Genomic DNA, 18,139 nt, shown 5'->3' on the forward strand with positions numbered 1-18,139 from the left:
ATCGACCTGATCGGCTGCCAGGGCGGCCGTTAAGCGACGTCGACGCACATGATCCGCGCCTCTGCTGTGGATCAGCGCGGCTACGCTGAGAACGCCCGGCCGAAAGATATTGCGTCCTACGCAGCCGGGCATCTTCACTCGGACGCCCTGGCATTCGCCAATCAACTGGGCGTAGGACGCTTCCATCCGATTGCCCACGACTGGGCCCATACCCTCAATAGCATGCCTGCATAACCCGGCTCGAGAGCATCGCCGAAATGCCACTACACGGACGCCGCTGGTGGATGCATTCGTGAACCGGGTACCCACTATCGGAACCAAGGAGATGTAGATGCACGACCAGGCGATGAATCCGACGCCGTCAGCCTATGCTTATCCATTGCTGATCAAGCACCTGCTGCATACGCCACTCGCCCACGCGCCCAACCAGGAGATCGTCTACAGAGGGCAGAAACGGTTGACCTACAGGACGCTGGGCGAACGCATCATGCGGCTCGCCAGCGGTCTGAGCGGACTCGGAGCGCAGCATGGCAGTACCGTCGCGGTCATGGACTGGGACAGTCATCGCTATCTCGAATGCTACTTCACCATCCCGATGATGGGTGCCGTCTTGCAGACGGTGAACGTGCGGCTCTCGCCGTCAGAAATCGCCTATACGATCAATCACGCCGGCGCGGAGATCCTGCTCGTTCACACCGATTTTCTACCTGTGGTGGAAGCGATCAAGGACAAGCTCGAAACGGTGCGCACATTCGTCTGGATCGAAGAGGAAGGCAGCGAAGCATGCGCCCACACGATTCCGTTCTCCGACGAATACGAAAGCCTGCTTGCCAGGAGCGCGTCCACTTATGCGTTCCCGGATTTCGACGAGAACACACGGGCCACCACGTTCTACACGACAGGCACCACCGGCTTGCCCAAGGGCGTCTACTTCTCACATCGGCAACTGGTGCTGCACACGATTACCGCCATGGCTGCGCTGGCGAGCCCGGTGTCGGGGCAACGTTTTCATCGCGGCGACGTGTACATGCCGCTTACTCCGATGTTTCATGTTCACGCTTGGGGCATACCCTACATCGCCACGGTGCTTGGTGTGAAGCAGGTTTATCCAGGACGCTATGTGTCGGAGCGGCTCGTGCAACTGGTGCGCGACGAAGAGGTCACGTTTTCTCACTGCGTCGGCACGATTCTGCACATGCTGTTGAACTGTCCAGAGGCAAAGGATGTCGATCTGGGCAAGTGGAAGGTCATCATTGGCGGCGGCGCATTGCCTCACGGCCTCGCGCGCGCCGCGCTCGACCGTGGCATCGATATCTTTACCGGCTACGGCATGTCCGAGACGTGCCCCATGCTGAGCCTCGCGCAGTTGAGGCCGGACAGCGGGCAGATCGACACGGAAGAGGAGGTGCGCCTACGCTGCAAGACCGGTTATCCCGTGCCGCTCGTCGACTTGCGCATCGTGAATGACAACATGGAAGACGTCGCGCGCGACGGCAAGGCGTATGGAGAGATCGTCGTGCGCGCACCGTGGCTTACCCAGGGCTACCTGAAGAATCCGGAGGCGTCCGGGCAGCTCTGGGAAGGTGGCTATCTGCATACCCAGGATATCGCGAACATCGACGCTACGGGCAATCTGCAGATCACCGATCGCATCAAGGACGTGATCAAGTCAGGCGGCGAGTGGGTCTCGTCGCTCGAAATCGAGAGCCTGATTTCTCAGCATCCGGGTGTTGCGGAAGTTGCCGTGATCGGTGTCAAGGACGAAAAGTGGGGCGAACGGCCCGTGGCGCTGGTTGTGCCCAGGAAAGACCTGGCCACAACGCTTACGGAGGATGACGTCAAAAAGCACGTCCTCGCGTTCAGCGAAAAAGGCCAGATCTCGAAGTACGCGGTGCCGCAGATAGTCAAGTTCGTCGAGGCGCTCGAAAAAACGAGCGTCGGCAAGATGAACAAGAAGCGTCTGCGTGAACTGTTTATCTGACCGGTGAAATGGAGGAGACGAGACGATGAGCATCCCGAGCTATAGCGTGGCAACGCTTGACGACTGGTTTCGCTCGGCGAGAGCGTGGGGCGCTCGCCCGCGGTCCAACAGAAGTTAAACGCGCGGTGGCTGAATATCGCGCACCAGCTCGTGGTGCGCTATCGGCTATTGCGTCGCGGACAATTAAAACTGACAGCGGCGTTCCAGTTGCGCAAGCAGCGTCGCCGGTATCCCGATGCCATCACGTGCGGCAACCTCGGCCACCTCATCTCGCCGATAACCCGGCAGGCGTACACCGTCGTCCACGAGCATCAGGTCGATCAGCATCTCGATCCGCTCTTCGTATATCGCGGTACCCGCGAGCGCAGCCGGGTCGATGATCCAGAAAAGATGGCCGACGCGCGAACGCGCGCCCTCGGCGGTGAGAAACGATCCCGCTTCCGCGCCGAATTGCGCGCCCGATAGCGCGGCAGCCAACAGTTCAACCATCAGCGCGAGCATCGCACCCTTGGCACCGCCGAACGGCAGCATCATGCCGTCGAGCGCGGCCTGCGCATTCGTTGTCGGCTGGCCGTCCGCAGTCGTCGCCCACCCCTGCGGAATCGGCTTGCCATCTCGCGCCGCAACCATGATCTTGCCGCGCGCCACTTGCGATAGCGACAGGTCGATGGTGAGTGGCCGGTCCCTCGGGCGAGGAAACACTGCAGCGATCGGGTTGGTGCCGAACAGCGGTTTCTTGCCGCCCCAGGCCGGCATCGACGCAGGCGCATTGCTGAATGCGAGCCCGACGAGCCCAGCCGCGCCGATCGCTTCGAGGTGATACGCCCCCGCGCCAAAATGATGGCTGCGCACGATGCTCGCCGCTGCCGTACCGAATTGTCGCGCACGTTCGATGCCGGTCGCAATCGCCAGCTCGCAGGCCGCGAACGCGAGGCCGTCGGCGGCGTCAATCAGAAAGGCCGCGCCCTTGTCGCGTACGATGTCCGGCACTGCGGCCGGATCGACCCGGCCGTTGCGCAGTTGCGCGATGTACATCGGCAGGCGCGCAACGCCGTGCGACACGAGCCCGTGCGCGTCCGCGTAGACGAGCGCGCACGCCGTAGCGTCGGCGGTCGCAGGCGTCGCTCCCGCTCCAAGCAAGGCCTCGCGAGCCAGTTTGGTCAGTTCATCAGCCGGAAGGTAGCGCAGGTTCGGATCGCTCATTCGCGACCCTCGCGCATCACCTGATGCGAAGACAGCGGCAGCATCCGGGCGTCCACCCCATCTGTCCTTTCCAGCGGCGCTTCGCTGCGCGGCGAGGCAAGCACGGCACGGGCCGTCTCGACGTCGAACACGCCTTCCCAGCGCGCGACGACTAGCGTCGCCACCGCATTGCCTATCATGTTCACCAGCGCGCGCACTTCGTTCAGCACGCGGTCGATGCCGATGATGAGCGTGATGCCCGCCACCGGAATGATCTGGTGCGACGAGAGTGTCGCCGTCAACGCAACGAGCGCTGCGCCCGCGACGCCGGCTCCCCCCTTCGACGTCACCATCAGGATCGCGAGCAGTCCGACCTGCTGCATCAGCGTGAGGTGTGTGTTGGTCGCCTGTGCGATGAAGAGCGAAGTCATCGTGAGGTAGATCGCGGCGCCATCAAGGTTGAATGAATAACCGGTCGGCAGCACGAGACCGACAACCGACTTCGGGCAGCCGAGCCGTTCGAGCTTCTCCATCAGGCGCGGCAGCACGGATTCGGTTGTGGACGTGCCGAGCACGATCAGCAGTTCTTCGCGCAGGTATTTGAGGAGCGGCCAGAGACCCACGCCCGCCCAGCGGCATGCCATACCCAGCACGATTGCGACGAACAGGACGCTCGTGATGTAGAAGCACAGGATCAGCAGGCCGAGCTGCTGGAGACTCGCAATGCCGTACTTGCCAACCGTGAATGCGATCGCGCCGAAGGCACCGAGCGGCGCGAGCCGCATGATCATCTCGACGATCCGCATCAGCACATCACCGAACTGCTCGATGCCGCGCTGAAGAATCCGGCTGCGCCCGGACATGATCGACAACGCTATCCCGAACAGCACCGAAAAGAGCAGTACCTGCAACAGATCACCGCGCGCGAACGCGCCGACGACCGAATTCGGCACGATCTCATCCAGGAAACTCGCCTGCGACTGCGTGTGCGCCTCGCTCACGAAGCGCGAAACGCCGCTCGCATCGAGCGTCGCGGGATCGATGTTGAGTCCCGCGCCCGGATGCACGACGTTCGCGATCACCAGGCCGATGACAAGCGCGATCGTCGTCACGACTTCGAAATAGAGGATCGTCTTGAAGCCCACGCGCCCGACCTGTTTCAGGTTCTCCATGCGTGCGATGCCAACCGACACCGTGCAGAAGATCAGGAGCGTGATCAGCATCTTGATCAGGCGGATGAAGGTGTCGCCGAGCGGCTTGAACTGAACGCCGAGTGACGGCGCGAAATGACCGACGAGAATGCCGGCGGCAAGTCCGATCAGGACCTGCACGTAGAGATGCTTGAGCACGCGCACGATGGTGTCTCCTCCACTCGTTGCTGCCAGAAGATAGACGGGCGCGTCGCACGGCACGCGCCGCTTCGTCGAGCGGTGTCGTGCCGGCGCGCGCACCGGACGGGGACTTCGTTTTGCCCTGCTGCTTCTATCGGTATTGCAATGATGCGTCCGTGCCTGCGGCAAATCAGGCGCTTTCGAACAGGCGCGTGAGCACGAATTCTCGATGGCCGAGCGTTTCCGCCGAAGTCCAGCGGCCGTTCGCCGTAGCGAGCATGCATTCGAGCAGGCGGTCTCCGGACTGGTCGAGGTTTTGCTCGCGTTGCAGGATGCCGGATACGTCTACATCGATATGCTCACTCATCGTGCGCACAGTGCGCGGGTTCGCGCAGATCTTGATGACCGGCACGATCGCGTTGCCGATTACGTTGCCTTGCCCCGTCGGGAAAAAGTGAACCGCGAAACCCGAGGCCGCACAAAGCGTGACCATCTCGGCCGCAGCGGACGACGAATCCATGAACCAGAGGCCCGGATGCGTCGGTATTTCGGCCTTGTCGAGCACACCGTCAACCATGCACTTCTTGCCGATTTTCTGGATGTTGCCGAGCGCCTTTTCCTCGATTGTCGTGAGGCCGCCCGCGATGTTGCCCTTGGTTGGCTGCGACTCCGAGAGGTCGTCGGTCTTCCAGCGATTGATCATGTCCTGGTAGCGATTGAACATGAACTGGAAGCGCTCGCGCACGCCGTCGTTCGCGCAGCGCGCAGCCACAATCTGCTCGCCGCCCGTCAGCTCCGATGTCTCGCCGAACACGAGCGTGGTGCCGAGGCCGTACAGCTTGTCGAACGCGTTGCCGACGGTTGGGTTCGCGCCGCAACCGGACGTGGTATCCGACTCGCCGCATTTCGTCGATACCCACAGGTCGCTGATCGGGCATTCCTCGCGCTCCAGCGAGGTCGCATATTGCACCATTTCCTTCGCCGCTTTCGACGCGCGCATGATCGTGTCGTGGTCGCCATGCAATTCGATGCCGAAGCCCATGACCGGCTTGCCCGACGCCGCGATGCCGTCGACCACGCGCTTGGTCCAGCCTTCCTCGATTCCGATCACGACGACCGCCGCGACGTTCGGGTTGCTGCCCGCACCGATCAGCGTGCGAAAGTGCAGGTCGAGGTCTGCACCGAACTGCAGACGGCCGTACGGATGCGGCAGCGCCATCGTGCCCTTGATGTTGTTCTCGACCGCCTGCGCAGCCGCGTTCGACAAATCGTCGACCGGCAGGATGATCACGTGATTGCGTACGCCCACGCGGCCGTTGCTACGGCGATAGCCGCGGAAAGTCGTATCCAGTTCAATTACGCTCATGGTGTCTCTCTCGATATGGGGAAGCGAAATGCTTGTTGCCTATACGGGTGCGCGGCTTACCAGCGCTTCGTCTTGATGTTATGCACATGGGCGTGCTCGCCCGCAGTGATCGGTGCGACCACCTTGCCGATGTCGACGCCGTACTTGAACACGGTGTCGCCGACAGCCATGTCCTTGAGCGCCACCTTGTGGCCAATTGGAATGTCCTGCTTCGCGGCCACGGTCACGATCTCGTCCTCATCCATGATCCACGCGTTCAGTTGCGTTCCTGCCTGAATCCCTTCGACGACTGCCACGCCCACCGTATCCCTCGCCTCGTGCAGCACGATGTGGATCGTCTTGCGTTCACCCGTTTCAGCCGCTGCGCTCGCGGCGCCATTCGTTTGTGCTGCTGCATAACTCATCTGCGTCTCCTGGTTGAGTTCAATAAGTGGCCGGTGCGTGCCGGGCGGCGAACCGCGTGCCGCCGCTCTGTTGTGTTGAAGTCATCTTAGGCAGCAAATTCATTCATGTCAACTAGATCATCTATATGTGTTGAATGAGTTGGTTATGCCGTAAAATCGGGGCAACACGTTTCAGAAGAATTCAGGGAGAACCATGAGCACCATGACGGAAACGCCGGCCGCCGTCGGCGGTACGCGGTACAAGGAAGTGAAGAGCGCACTGCTAGCGGCGCTCGCGGCGCAGGAATGGAAGGGGGGTGAAGCGATCCCGGCGGAAAAACGTCTCGCGGAACGCTTTGGCGTCTCGATCGGCACGCTGCGCAAGGCCATCGATGAACTATGTGCCGAGAACATACTCATCAGGCATCAGGGGCTCGGCACGTTCGTCGCGATGCATCAGCGCGATCGGCATTTCTTCCGCTTCTTTCGCATCGTGCGCAACGATGGGGACAAGACCTATCCTACCGTGAGCCTTGTTAACTTCCGTAAAACGAAGGCAACGCGGAAAGTCGCGGCTCGGCTGCGAATCAGCGAGGGGGCGCCTGTCTTTCAGTTCACGAATCAGCTCGCACTGCACGGCGTGGTCGTGATCGTCGAGAACATCGTGGTACCGGTGGCGCGCTTCCCTGACCTCACGGAAGCCGCACTGCGCAATCGTCCGAACACGCTCTACAACTTCTATCAGGATACGTTCGGCATCAACGTGGTAAGCACAGACGAGCGGGTACGCATTGGACAGGCGAGCGAGCTTGAGAGCGGATTGCTCGAACTCGCCTCAGGGGCGCCCGTGCTGGAAGTCGAGCGGATCGCGTATTCGTACAATGAACAAGCGGTCGAGTACCGACTCTCACATGTGAACACGCAGGAATACGATTATGTATCGAGCTATGCGCGCCCCTCGAGCGACGGATAAACATTGAGAAAAGCGACCTGGGCCGCCCGTTAGCGTTGACAAACGCGCTCGAGATCCAAGGACAACATCATCGCGGTTGCCCGGCATGGGGAAAGGATGCAGTCACTGCTGGCATAACGGGTGAATCTTCGCCGGGAGAAAACTTTTGGGTTGCTGTTGCAGTAACCTGGAATTGCGCCGCCGAGGTGTATTCTCGACCTGCCCATGGCTGAAGCGCACCTTCCCATTTTGCGATTGCGGCTGCGGCGATGCAATTGCCCACGACGTTTGTCGTGGTTCGGCCCATATCGATAAACTGATCGATCGCCAACAACAGAACGACACCTTCGACGGGCAGGCCAAACAGGGGTAGCGTCGCTGCAATCACGATAATCGCGGCACGAGGAACTCCGGCGACTCCTTTGCTAGTCAGCATCATGACCAACAGCATCACAAGTTGCTGGCTGAAAGACAGATGAATGTTAGCGGCTTGCGCAATGAACAGGGCGGCAAAGGCCTGATACATCATTAAACCGTCAAGATTGAATGCGTAAGCCAACGGCAGGATGAGGTTGCTGATCCGGGGACTGATTCCAAAGCGGGCGAGCTGTTCCAATGTCTTGGGATATGCGGCCTCACCGCTTGCTGTACTGAAAGCGACAATCATTGGTTCACGAATCAGTTTGAGCAGAGAAAACACGGACCTTCCCAGGACCAGATATCCGGCCAGTATCAGAATGCACCACAGGATCACCATGCCGACATAAACGGAACCAATGAATTTCCCATAAGTTAGCAGGACCCCCAGTCCTTGAATGGTGACGACGGAAGCAATCGCACCAAATACACCGAACGGTGAAAAGCGCATCACGTAGGACGTGATTTTTAGCATTAACATAAAGGCGCCATCAATGGACGTAACCAAGGCCGTGGGCAACACTTCCTTCATTGCGCCAGCCGCGATGCCAAAAAACACTGCGAATACCAGGATCGGCAAAATTTCATTTGACGCCATCGCCTGAAAGATGCTCGTTGGCACGACGTGGGAAACGAAACTCGAGAGATTGAAAGCAGTCGTGCTGATCGATGCACCGGCCGAAGGCTCCGGCAGGTGCACCGAATGACCGAGGTCAAGGAAGTTTGCCAGAAGCATTCCAATCAACAACGAGACAAACGACGCACACACAAACCAGCCCAATGCGCGGAGTCCCACTCGGCGAACGACTTTCGCGTCGCCAACTGCTGCTAACCCCGAAACAATACCGCAGAAGACCAGCGGTGCGATTACCATCTTTATCAGGCGCAAAAAGATGTCCGAGATTAACGTGAATTGTCCCGCGATAGATTTCGCCATTGCTGGGGACGTAGTCTGGTGGCACACATACCCTACGACAATGCCAGCAACCATACCAACAAAAATGGCGAGTCCAAGACGACTTTGCTTCATGCTTCCTCCCTTGGCGGTGCGCGGCGATCTTTAGCGAATATTGCGCGTGTCGATTTCGTTAGGCAGTTGAGCCTGGAAAGCATCCATGTAGCCGAACAATGCCGCGCTACCGCCTGTATGCACGAACACGACGTTTTCGTCGGGCTTGAAATGACCTTTCCGGATCAGACCGATCAAACCGGCCATCCCCTTACCCGAATAAACCGGGTCCAGAAGAATGCCTTCGGTGCGGGCTAGCATTGTGACTGCCTCCACCATACCGGCAGTCGGTATGCCGTAGCCATCACCCACGTAGTCACAGTTGGCAACCACGCGTTCGCGGGCAACAGCCCCCGGCATATCGAGGTACTCGGCAGTCTCACACGCGAGCCTGAAGACGCTCTGCTCCTGAGCCTCACGCGGCGCACGCACGCCGATGCCGAGAACGTTGATACCGCTCTGACTACCCTCGAAGCCAGTCACAAGGCCTGCCTGGGTGCCTGCGCTTCCGGTCGCATGAACAACGTGGTGTACGACCAGTCTCTGTTGATTTGCCTGCGTGAGGATCTCGAGTGCACAGTTGACGTAACCCAAAGCACCAATGGCATTAGATCCACCTCCGGGGATGATGTACGGTTTCCCACCACCTGCACGCACTTCCTCCGCGACGACGCGCATCGCGTCGTTCATGTCGGTCCCGCTGGCGTAAATCCGGGTCGGCGCTCCCATGAGGCGTTCGAGGAATACGTTACCCGAGTGCAGATAGCTGGGGTCTCGGGAGCCAGTACGATCTTCAAGTAAAAGGACGCAGCGCATCCCCATGCGCGCAGCCGCTGCCGCGGTCTGTCGCGCATGGTTAGATTGAGTGGCGCCCTGTGTGATGACCGTATCTGCACCTTTTTCTAGCGCATCAGCGATAAGAAACTCAAGCTTGCGCGTCTTGTTTCCGCCTGTCGCCAAACCCGTGCAGTCGTCGCGCTTGACGAAAAGTTTTGGACCCCCAAGCAGCTCGCTCAGACGGGGCATTGGCTCCAGAGGGGTATCGACATGGCCAAGCTGGACTCGCGGAAATTTTGAAAGATGCATGAAATACCTTTACTGGTTGAAAAAGCAGGGCAGAGGACGGCCACAAGCTGCGGCGATCGCGCGGCTGCGATCAGGGAAGCGTCCAATCGACATCGTTGGACTAAGGATAATTTTTGAAAAAATTGAGCGCCAATTCTGGTTTTTGATAAAACTATGCAAATATGGAATGGTCTGGTGGAACTTATCCTTGTGCTGTCTAAGGGAAGATCACATGGAACTTAAATGGCTTGAAGACTTTGTGTCGGTAGCGAAGCTGCGCAACTTTTCTCACGCCGCACAGGCGCGGCACGCAACGCAGCCGGCCATCAGCCGACGCCTCAAGGCGCTGGAAAACTGGTACGGCGTACCTCTGGTGGACCGAAGCACCTACCCGGTCGCCCTGACCGAAGCAGGTGTCGGATTCCTGCCTCTCGCCGAGGCGGTTGTCGCAGATCTGTATCGAAGTCGGCGCGAAGCGCGAGCGGCCCATGAACGGGCGGGTAAAACGATCCGTTTTGCACTGCCACACTCACTAGCCGGCTCGTTCTTCGCAAACTGGTGGCGTACGCAGCGCCGCCCTCGCGGAGTTACTGCCGTCATTACCGCGGCCGACTTCGACGAATGTGTTGAAATGCTCCTCTCCGGTGCTTGCCACTTTCTAATCTGCTATCAACATGCAGCAGTTCCGGTCGGATTCGAGGCGAATGGAATATCATGCGTACGGATCGGTGCTGATCGTCTCGTCCCTGTATCGGCATGCGGCGACGGTGGAGGTGCGCTTTTCGAACTTTTCGGGGAAAAACGTATTGAGCTTCCGTTGCTTGCATACACAAGGACATCGTTCCTCGGCCGAGTTGCCGGCACATTGCATGCACGGCTTGAAGCCCATACAGACGTTGTACTTCACTTCGAAACAGCGCTAGTCGAAGCGTTGAAGGCGGAAGTTCTGTTAGGAGAAGGCGTCGCGTGGCTTCCGGAATCGATGATCGGGTCGGAGTTGCAGTCGGGAAAATTGCAGATCGTAGGCGATATGTTTTTAACTACACCGCTAGAAATTTCGCTATGCAGAACAACGGGATTGTTTGTCGGACCCCGCGATTTTCAAAGTGAAATCTGGACCAAAGCCTCCGGGGACATTGGCTCTGTCGCGCAACGTCGAGATTGACCACGCCGTGTCGCGTGCTAGATGATCGAGAGGACTTCCGCTATTCTGTCAGTTGTTTAATCGCCAGACCGTAATGACCATGGATCTCGACAAAATCGACGCTCGCATTCTTGACCTTGTGCAACGTAACAATCGCCTGACCAGCGATGAGCTTGGAGAAAAGGTCGGATTGTCCGCAACTGGAGTCCAGCGCCGACTGAAGCGGTTGCGATCAGAGGGCGTGATTGAAGCAGACATTTCAATCGTTTCACCCAAGGCGATTGGCCGGAACGTGACGATGTTGGTCCTGGTCACCTTGGAGCGGGAGCGGGCGGACATCGTTGACCGCTTCAAGCAGGCGATCTGCAATACTACCGAGGTAATGAGCGGCTTCTACGTTACGGGTGATGCAGACTTTGTTCTACTGGTTACTGCAAACAATATGGAAGATTACGAGCAGTTTACCAGGCGTTTCTTCTACGAGAATACGGATATTAAGTCTTTCAAAACGATGGTTGTTATGGATCGCGTTAAAGCTGGCTTTACTCTGCCGATGCCTTTGGGCGCATCAATCTAGATTGAGTTGGAAAGGAAGAGCTCCTAAACATCGCGCGACGTAAAGGAGCTAACTATCGGACTTAAGAGCGGTCAGAGAAACTTAGGAATGCGTCGGCTATTTGGCCAGTTCGTTCGCAACCTGTGAGACCGCCTGACGAGCAATGCCAACGATTTCGTCGATCTCCGCCTTGGTAATCGTGAGCGGAGGAGCGAAACCCAGGATGTCGCCGTGCGGCATCGCGCGAGCGATCAGCCCGCGGTCTCGAGCGGCTTTCGACACTCGTGCCCCGACCTTCAGTTGCGCGTCAAAGCGTTGCTTGGTCGCCGGGTCAGCAACGAATTCAACCGCTGCCATGAGGCCAACACCACGAACCTCACCGACGATCGGCGAATCGCTGAACGCATTCTCTAGTGCCGTCTGGAAATATTCGCCGACGTTGGCGGCATTTCCGGGGAGGTCCTCACGCTCGACGATGTCGAGGACTGCATTCGCTGCTGCAACGCCAATCGGATGGCCAGAGTACGTGTAGCCATGCGAGAAGGCACCGACCTTCTGTGCACCTGCGTCGAGCACCTCATAGACCTTTTCGCCCACGATACATGCCGACAGTGGCGCGTACGCCGACGTGAGCCCCTTCGCGACGGTGATGAGGTCCGGCTCGATCCCGTACTTTTGCGAACCAAACATCGCGCCGGTACGACCGAAGCCTGTGATCACTTCGTCTGCAATCAGCAGGACATCGTATTTCGCCAGAACCGGTTGGATCGCTGCCCAGTAGCCTTCCGGTGGGGGCGTGATGCCGCCCGTGCCGAGGACAGGTTCAGCGATGAATGCACCGACAGTTTCCGGGCCTTCACGAAGAATGAGTTCCTCCAGCTCGCGAGCACGACGTGCCGAGAACTCCAGCTCCGTCTCACCCGGATTTGCGCCCCAATAATAATGGGGTACGCCCGTATGCAAAATGCCCGAGACCGGCAGGTCCATGTAGTCGTGATAGAAGCTCATGCCCGTCATCGAGCCGGACACAACCGAGCACCCGTGGTATCCGCGTTCACGCGCGATGATCTTCTTCTTCTTCGGCAGCCCGCGAAGATTGTTGTAGTACCAGACGAGCTTCGCCTGCGTTTCGTTGGCGTCGGAGCCGGAAAGGCCGTAGAACACCTTGCTCATCTTGCCCGGCGCCATCTTGACGAGGCGGTCAGACAGTTTGGCAAGCTCTTCCGTCGTGTGTGCTGCGTACGTGTGGTAATAGGCGAGCTTGTAGGCTTGCCGAGCAATCGCCTCGGCGACTTCGTCGCGGCCGTAGCCAATGTTGACGCAGTAGAGGCCGGCAAACCCGTCAATGTACTCGCGGCCTTCGGCGTCGCGAATGCGGATGCCCTTGCCACCTTCAACGATTGTGGGATCTCCGGCCTTTCCGGCAGCAAAATCGTGAAGCTGCGTGAACGGATGGAGGACCGAATTGCGATCCATTTCCGAAATCGTTTTGATATCCATATCTATCTCCTTAATCCTTCAAATTGCCGAAGCAGGTGTACTTCTGCTCCATGTAATCACCCATGCCGTAGCGCGATCCTTCCCGCCCAAGGCCCGACTGCTTCCATCCCCCGAACGGAATCGATGCACCCGTGAACTTCGGCGTGTTGACGGCCACCATCCCGTACTCCAGTCGATCGGACATACGCATCGCACGATTCAGGTTGCTCGTGTAGACATACGCAGCGAGACCGTATTCGGAATTGTTTGCGCGTTGCAGTACTTCAGCTTCGGTATCAAACGGCAGGATTGCGGCGACCGGACCGAACGTCTCCTCCTTCGCAATATCCATGTCATCTGCGACGTCAGCCAGAACTGTCGGAAGAACGAACTGGTGCCCCAGCGGAGAGGTGCCTCCACCTGCAACGACGCGAGCTCCCGCGCTGACTGCCTGCCCAATCTGGTCGCGACATTTCGCCGACACAGACGGACGAGTCATCGGGCCGATGTCGGAGCTGGGATCCAGACCATGCCCCACCTTCAGCTCTTTGACAGCGGTCGAAAACTTCTCCACAAACTGCTCGTAGATGGATCGCTGGACGTAGATTCTGTTTGCCGCAAGACAATCCTGGCCGGACGTCGAAAACTTCGCGTCAATACAGCCCTCGACCGCGACTTCGAGAGACGCGTCATCAAATACGATGAAAGGTGCGTGACCGCCCAGTTCCATCGAGACCTTCTTGACCGTCTCTGCCGACTGGCGCAGCAGGATTCGACCCACTGTGGTCGAACCGGTGAAGCTGAAGGAGCGGACCTCTGTAGCTTCAAGAAGACGTTTGGACATCTCGGCCGCGTCGCCGTTGATGACCTGAAACACTCCCGCCGGCATACCTGCTTCGTCAGCCAGTTTTGCGATGGCCAGCGCGCATAGCGGCGTTTCCGGCGCGGGCTTGATGATCATCGGGCAACCCGCTGCGAGCGCAGCGCCGGCCTTGCGCGTAATCATCGCGATCGGAAAATTCCAGGGCGTAACCGCCGCCGTCACTCCGATTGGGTGCCAGGTGACAGTCAGCCGGCTACCCGCCAGGTGGCTCGGAATAGTCTCACCATAGGCACGCTCACCTTCGGCTGCAAACCAGTCGAGAAAATTCGCGGCGTACTCGATCTCCCCGCGCGATTCCTTGATGGGCTTGCCTTGCTCCGACGTCATGATTACGGAGAGGTCTTGGGAGTTGCTCCGCAGCAATGCAGCCCACCTTCGAAGAATCGCGCCACGTGCGGTCGGAACAAGTTCGCGCCAGCCTTCAAACGCAGCTCGCGCGGCATCGACCGCGGCATCAACGGCGTGCGCGGAAAGCATGTCCACTTGGGCAATCACCTCGCTGGTTGCGGGATCGATGACACTTATCTTCTCCTGGCCGGCTTTCCACGAACCGTTCACGTAGGACCGGTGTTCCAACAGGTCCGCGCGGCTCAGCGAAGCCAGTGCATTTCTTGCTAACTCTTTCACGACGTGTCCTTATAAGCTCGTCAAACGACGTATACATGGTAGCGTCGGTGCCTCGCTGAAAAAGCGCACTTGAATTGATTGTGACGTCGAATTCCGGCGATGTTCCTCTCGCTACGCAGCTTTTCAACGCCGCGTGACATTGAGGGCGTATTCCCGTCGAGGCGACTGGCCGTTACACGCACGACCGCACGAGCTCCGGCTCTTGGCCCCGGCGCACAACATCTCCGGTAGTCAAACAACCGACGATTCACTGCCAGTTGAAGGTCCGCACAAATTGTGCGCGACGAAGAAAAAAACGCAGATTCTCTGCGTGATGCAGCGACGAAACGCCGTATTGCGCTTTTATTGCCGGCGGAAACTCTCTTCATTCCGAATGAACTCGAGGAGAGGAGGCATGAAACCTGGCTCACGTCGCGAAGCCGTTCAGATCGGACATTCCGCTGCCAACAGTGCTTCGCAACGCAACGTGCCCGTAATCCCAAAAGATTCACGACGGCGCTTTTGGAATCTGGCAGACCTGCAAGATGCATCCTGGAAATTCAGAGAACACGAATGAGCGCAGCACCTCTACTCACTGTCAAGCAACTGACGCCCGAGTCTTTTTCTCCGTTTGGCTGGGTGTTGGGTAAAGCAATCGCGATTGCCGGCGACAAGCCGTTCTTCAAAGGCGCCACGCTGTCGATGTGGCGGGAACACCTGTTCGATACGGGGGCTCCGAACAAGACCGAAATTGTGTGGGGCAACTTCAGCGACGACGACCCGATTGTGCGCACCCTCGAGACACGCTTGTTGACTCAGCAAGCGGTTGTGCCACTGACCGGGCCGTTGATCCAGATTGTTGCTGCCAGCAATGAATCTGGTGGCCCTGACATTCACTCAATCAGAGCCTTTGAAATTCCAATAGGTATGGGGACATGCGTGCGCCCGGGATGTTGGCACGCAATCCGCGTGTCGAAAGGCGAGGTTATGGCCCTTCTGCTATCTCGGCAATCGACAACTTACGATTTGATTGTCCACCTGCACACGGGATGTCCGACAGCAGAGAGTTCAAGGAATTCAATTGTGCCGCGTCGGGTAGTTTTGAAGGAGGTCGAGTCAAACGAAATTGTCGATGTCGCATAAGTCTTTTCGTCAATACCGAAAAGCGCAGTGATTTTCTGAATCTCTATTTCGATCGTGGTTGCGTGCCGATTGAAGGCATTCAATTCGAACGGCGTAGTTGTGCCTTTTCGCTTTACACACGCTTATAACGCTACATCTTGAGTTATCTCACGTTCAATAACAGGTGGTGATCATGCGCAAAATTGAATCCATTTCGTATATTGCGGCACTCTCGTCGCTTTCATGTGCTTTCGCGGCCGTCTACTCAGCACCGGCGGTCGCAGATGAGACAGTGGTGATCGGCCATGTTGCTCCCCTCACCGGCCCTGTCGCACAGTTGGGTAAAGACAACGAGAATGGTGCAAGGCTTGCGGTCGAAGAGATCAACGCAAAAGGCCTCGTGATTGGTGGTCAGAAGGTCGTCCTGCAATTGGACGGCGAAGACGACGGCGCAGACCCGAGGACGGCTACCCAGGTCGCACAGAAGCTCGTTGACGAGAAAGTGGTGGCCGTCGTTGGTCACATGGAGTCGGGCACTTCGATTCCGGCATCGAAAATTTATAGCGACGCGGGAATTACGATGATCACACCATCGGCGACCAACCCGACTCTCACGCGACAGGGTTTCAAGAACGTCTTCCGCCTGGTTGCCACTGACGCGCAACAAGGTCCTGCGCTGGCAAACTATGCAAGCGAGAAACTGAAGATCAAAACCGTTGCGATCGTTGACGATGCTACGGCATACGGCCAAGGCTTGGCGGATGAGTTCGCAAAGGCGGCAAAAAACCTGGGTATCCAAGTCCTGTCGCGAGACACCACGAACGATAAAGCTGTCGATTTTCACGCCATTTTGACGAAAATCAAGAGTGAAAGACCTGACGCAATCATGTATGGCGGTCTGGACGCAACCGGGGGGCCCTTCACCAAACAGTCCGCACAACTCGGCTTGCAGGCGAAGATTCTTTCTGGTGATGGCGTATGCTCTGACAGATTGGAGGCGCTGGCGGGAAGCGCGGTTGATCGCGTAGTGTGCTCTCAGCCCGGAGCGTCCCCGGAGAAGATGCCGGGAGGCGCCGCGTTCAAGGCCAAATATCAAAAGCGTTTTGGGCATGCGATGGAAATCTATGCGCCGTTCACTTACGACGCTGTGTATATCGTGGTAGATGCGATGCGTCGTGTGAATTCGACAGATCCAGCAAAGATTCTGACTGCGACGCCGGCCACCGACTATCGCGGCGTTACTGGTGAAACCAGATTTGATGAGAAAGGGGATCTTCGGAACGGTGTGATCTCGATCTTTGACTATCAAAACGGGAAGAAGACGTTCGTCGACCAAGTGACGATGTAAGCGGTTCCGTCCGGGAGCAACTGATCGAGTCGAGCTTCCGGATGTTTGTCTCTCAAGTTATGAGGTATTGTCAATGAGCGAAATCTCAGGTGACGCCGGATTTCCAAAGCTTCGAAAGTTTTTCGATCGCGCGGAATATTTGGTTCGCTTAGAAAAAGTACGTGCCGAGATGGTCGCGAGAGGCATGGATTTGCTGATCGTGTCGGACCCCGCCAATATCGGTTGGATGTCGGGGTACGATGGCTATTCGTTTTACAACCATCAATGTGTGGTTGTTTCGATGGATAACGAACCCGTCTGGTTCGGACGCGGCATCGATCTCAACGGTGCCAAAGCGACCACTTACATGACCGATTCCGCATTGTTCGCGTACCCGGAGGAGTATGTCCAGCGTGACTTGCATCCGATGGAGTACCTTGCTCGCGAAGTGATTGCGGGTCGTCACTGGGAAGGTTTGGCTGTCGGGGTGGAAATGGACAGCTTCTACTTTTCTGCGGCGTCGCTTACGACACTGCAGAAGCATTTGCCGAAGAACTCATGGGTGGATGCGACAGGGCTCGTTAACCGTCAACGCGCCGTGAAGTCGGAGACCGAACTGCGCTATATGCGGATCGGGGGGCGCATCCTGGAGAAGATGTACGCTCGAATCCTCGATTTGATCGAGCCGGGTATGCGGAAGAACGATCTGGTTGCTGAAATTTTTGCAACTGCGATTCGGGGTGTGGATGATTTCGGTGGGGATTATCCGTCGATTGTGCCTCTGGTTCCGACCGGAATTGAGGCTGCTACTCCTCATTTGACGTGGGACGATTCGAAGTTCCAGCGCGGTGCGGGTACCTTCTTCGAAATTGCAGGGGTTTATAGAAGATACCACTGCCCGTTGTCGAGAACGGTATATATCGGTCAGCCTCCGCAGAAATTCCTGAATGCCGAAAAAGCGGTTATTGAAGGAATTGAGGCTGGGCTTGAAGCTGCCAAGCCGGGAAACACGTGCGAGGATATTGCAACGGCCTTCTTTTCTGTCATGAATCGGCACGGCATTCAGAAAGGTGGTCGCGTGGGCTATCCGATCGGAATGAGCTATCCCCCAGACTGGGGCGAGCGTACTGCGAGCCTGCGCGTCGGGGATAAAACAGTGCTGGAGCCGGGCATGACTTTCCACTTCATGCCTGGCCTGTGGTTCGAGGACTGGGGACTGGAGATTACCGAGAGCATCGTTATTACAACGACAGGTTCATCATGTCTGTGCGATGTTCCGCGGAAGCTCTTTGTCAAAAACTGACTGTTCTAACTTGATGCGTGTTTCGGGAGAAGT

16 protein-coding genes are annotated in these 18,139 nt (G+C 57.7%); 7 read left to right on the forward strand and 9 right to left on the reverse strand.

What is annotated here, in order from left to right; genetic code table 11:
* Positions 1-186: hypothetical protein (locus M0D67_RS34520; protein ID WP_266241425.1), on the reverse strand; the 186-nt coding region annotated here is incomplete at its 3' end.
* Between the two features lie 145 nt (positions 187-331).
* On the opposite strand from M0D67_RS34520, the gene M0D67_RS34525 reads away from it, so the two are divergent.
* Entirely contained in the window at positions 332-1,981 is a 1,650-nt protein-coding gene (locus M0D67_RS34525; RefSeq protein ID WP_266241427.1) for a fatty acid--CoA ligase, read from the forward strand.
* 183 nt (positions 1,982-2,164) lie between these two features.
* On the opposite strand, the gene M0D67_RS34530 is transcribed toward M0D67_RS34525, so the two are convergent.
* The 4 genes from M0D67_RS34530 to M0D67_RS34545 form a co-directional block, all read right to left on the reverse strand.
* Positions 2,165-3,184, reverse strand: a complete 1,020-nt coding sequence (locus M0D67_RS34530; RefSeq protein ID WP_266241429.1) for an Ldh family oxidoreductase — start codon at positions 3,182-3,184, stop codon at positions 2,165-2,167.
* Positions 3,181-4,518 carry a C4-dicarboxylate transporter DctA gene (gene dctA, locus M0D67_RS34535; protein ID WP_266241431.1) on the reverse strand — a complete coding sequence of 446 codons (1,338 nt, stop codon included), beginning with the start codon at positions 4,516-4,518 and terminating at the stop codon, positions 3,181-3,183. Before dctA ends, M0D67_RS34530 begins: the two co-directional genes overlap by 4 nt.
* A gap of 166 nt (positions 4,519-4,684) precedes the next feature.
* A complete protein-coding gene (locus tag M0D67_RS34540) occupies positions 4,685-5,860 on the reverse strand; it encodes a UxaA family hydrolase (RefSeq protein ID WP_302273745.1) in 1,176 nt (391 codons plus the stop codon).
* Between the two features lie 56 nt (positions 5,861-5,916).
* Complete coding sequence (locus M0D67_RS34545) at positions 5,917-6,186, reverse strand: UxaA family hydrolase (RefSeq protein WP_266241527.1); 270 nt, start codon at positions 6,184-6,186, stop codon at positions 5,917-5,919.
* 271 nt (positions 6,187-6,457) lie between these two features.
* Between M0D67_RS34545 and M0D67_RS34550 the strand changes: the two genes are divergently transcribed.
* Positions 6,458-7,216, forward strand: a complete 759-nt coding sequence (locus M0D67_RS34550) for a GntR family transcriptional regulator (RefSeq protein WP_266241433.1) — start codon at positions 6,458-6,460, stop codon at positions 7,214-7,216.
* Positions 7,217-7,283: 67 nt separating this feature from the next.
* On the opposite strand, the gene M0D67_RS34555 is transcribed toward M0D67_RS34550, so the two are convergent.
* Together M0D67_RS34555 and M0D67_RS34560 are read right to left on the reverse strand one after the other, a co-directional pair.
* Complete coding sequence (locus M0D67_RS34555; RefSeq protein WP_266241435.1) at positions 7,284-8,642, reverse strand: dicarboxylate/amino acid:cation symporter; 1,359 nt, start codon at positions 8,640-8,642, stop codon at positions 7,284-7,286.
* Between the two features lie 30 nt (positions 8,643-8,672).
* Complete coding sequence (locus M0D67_RS34560; RefSeq protein ID WP_266241437.1) at positions 8,673-9,707, reverse strand: D-cysteine desulfhydrase; 1,035 nt, start codon at positions 9,705-9,707, stop codon at positions 8,673-8,675.
* On the opposite strand from M0D67_RS34560, the gene M0D67_RS34565 reads away from it, so the two are divergent.
* Both M0D67_RS34565 and M0D67_RS34570 read left to right on the forward strand, forming a co-directional pair.
* Positions 9,706-10,851, forward strand: coding sequence for a LysR family transcriptional regulator (locus M0D67_RS34565; protein WP_266241439.1), 1,146 nt, complete (start codon positions 9,706-9,708; stop codon positions 10,849-10,851). The two genes, M0D67_RS34560 and M0D67_RS34565, sit on opposite strands and share 2 nt — an antisense overlap.
* A gap of 79 nt (positions 10,852-10,930) precedes the next feature.
* Positions 10,931-11,407 carry an Lrp/AsnC family transcriptional regulator gene (locus M0D67_RS34570; RefSeq protein ID WP_172176542.1) on the forward strand — a complete coding sequence of 159 codons (477 nt, stop codon included), beginning with the start codon at positions 10,931-10,933 and terminating at the stop codon, positions 11,405-11,407.
* Between the two features lie 96 nt (positions 11,408-11,503).
* On the opposite strand, the gene M0D67_RS34575 is transcribed toward M0D67_RS34570, so the two are convergent.
* Both M0D67_RS34575 and M0D67_RS34580 read right to left on the reverse strand, forming a co-directional pair.
* Positions 11,504-12,886, reverse strand: coding sequence for an aspartate aminotransferase family protein (locus M0D67_RS34575; RefSeq protein WP_266241444.1), 1,383 nt, complete (start codon positions 12,884-12,886; stop codon positions 11,504-11,506).
* Positions 12,887-12,896: 10 nt separating this feature from the next.
* On the reverse strand, positions 12,897-14,375 hold the full coding sequence (locus M0D67_RS34580; protein WP_266241446.1) for an NAD-dependent succinate-semialdehyde dehydrogenase: 1,479 nt from the start codon (positions 14,373-14,375) through the stop codon (positions 12,897-12,899).
* A gap of 552 nt (positions 14,376-14,927) precedes the next feature.
* On the opposite strand from M0D67_RS34580, the gene M0D67_RS34585 reads away from it, so the two are divergent.
* The 3 genes from M0D67_RS34585 (at position 14,928) to doeA (ending at position 18,106) form a co-directional block, all read left to right on the forward strand.
* On the forward strand, positions 14,928-15,497 hold the full coding sequence (locus tag M0D67_RS34585) for an ureidoglycolate lyase (RefSeq protein WP_266241448.1): 570 nt from the start codon (positions 14,928-14,930) through the stop codon (positions 15,495-15,497).
* A 169-nt stretch (positions 15,498-15,666) separates the two neighbouring features.
* Positions 15,667-16,824: a branched-chain amino acid ABC transporter substrate-binding protein gene (locus M0D67_RS34590; protein ID WP_266241529.1), complete on the forward strand. Its 1,158-nt coding sequence runs from the start codon at positions 15,667-15,669 to the stop codon at positions 16,822-16,824.
* Between the two features lie 73 nt (positions 16,825-16,897).
* Positions 16,898-18,106 (forward strand): ectoine hydrolase DoeA, encoded by a 1,209-nt coding sequence (gene doeA / locus M0D67_RS34595; RefSeq protein ID WP_266241450.1) that lies wholly within the window; start codon positions 16,898-16,900, stop codon positions 18,104-18,106.
* The last annotated feature ends 33 nt before the right edge of the window (positions 18,107-18,139 follow it).

It is taken from the genome of Paraburkholderia sp. SECH4 (assembly GCF_030511745.1).
Taxonomy (GTDB): Bacteria; Pseudomonadota; Gammaproteobacteria; order Burkholderiales; family Burkholderiaceae; genus Paraburkholderia; species Paraburkholderia madseniana.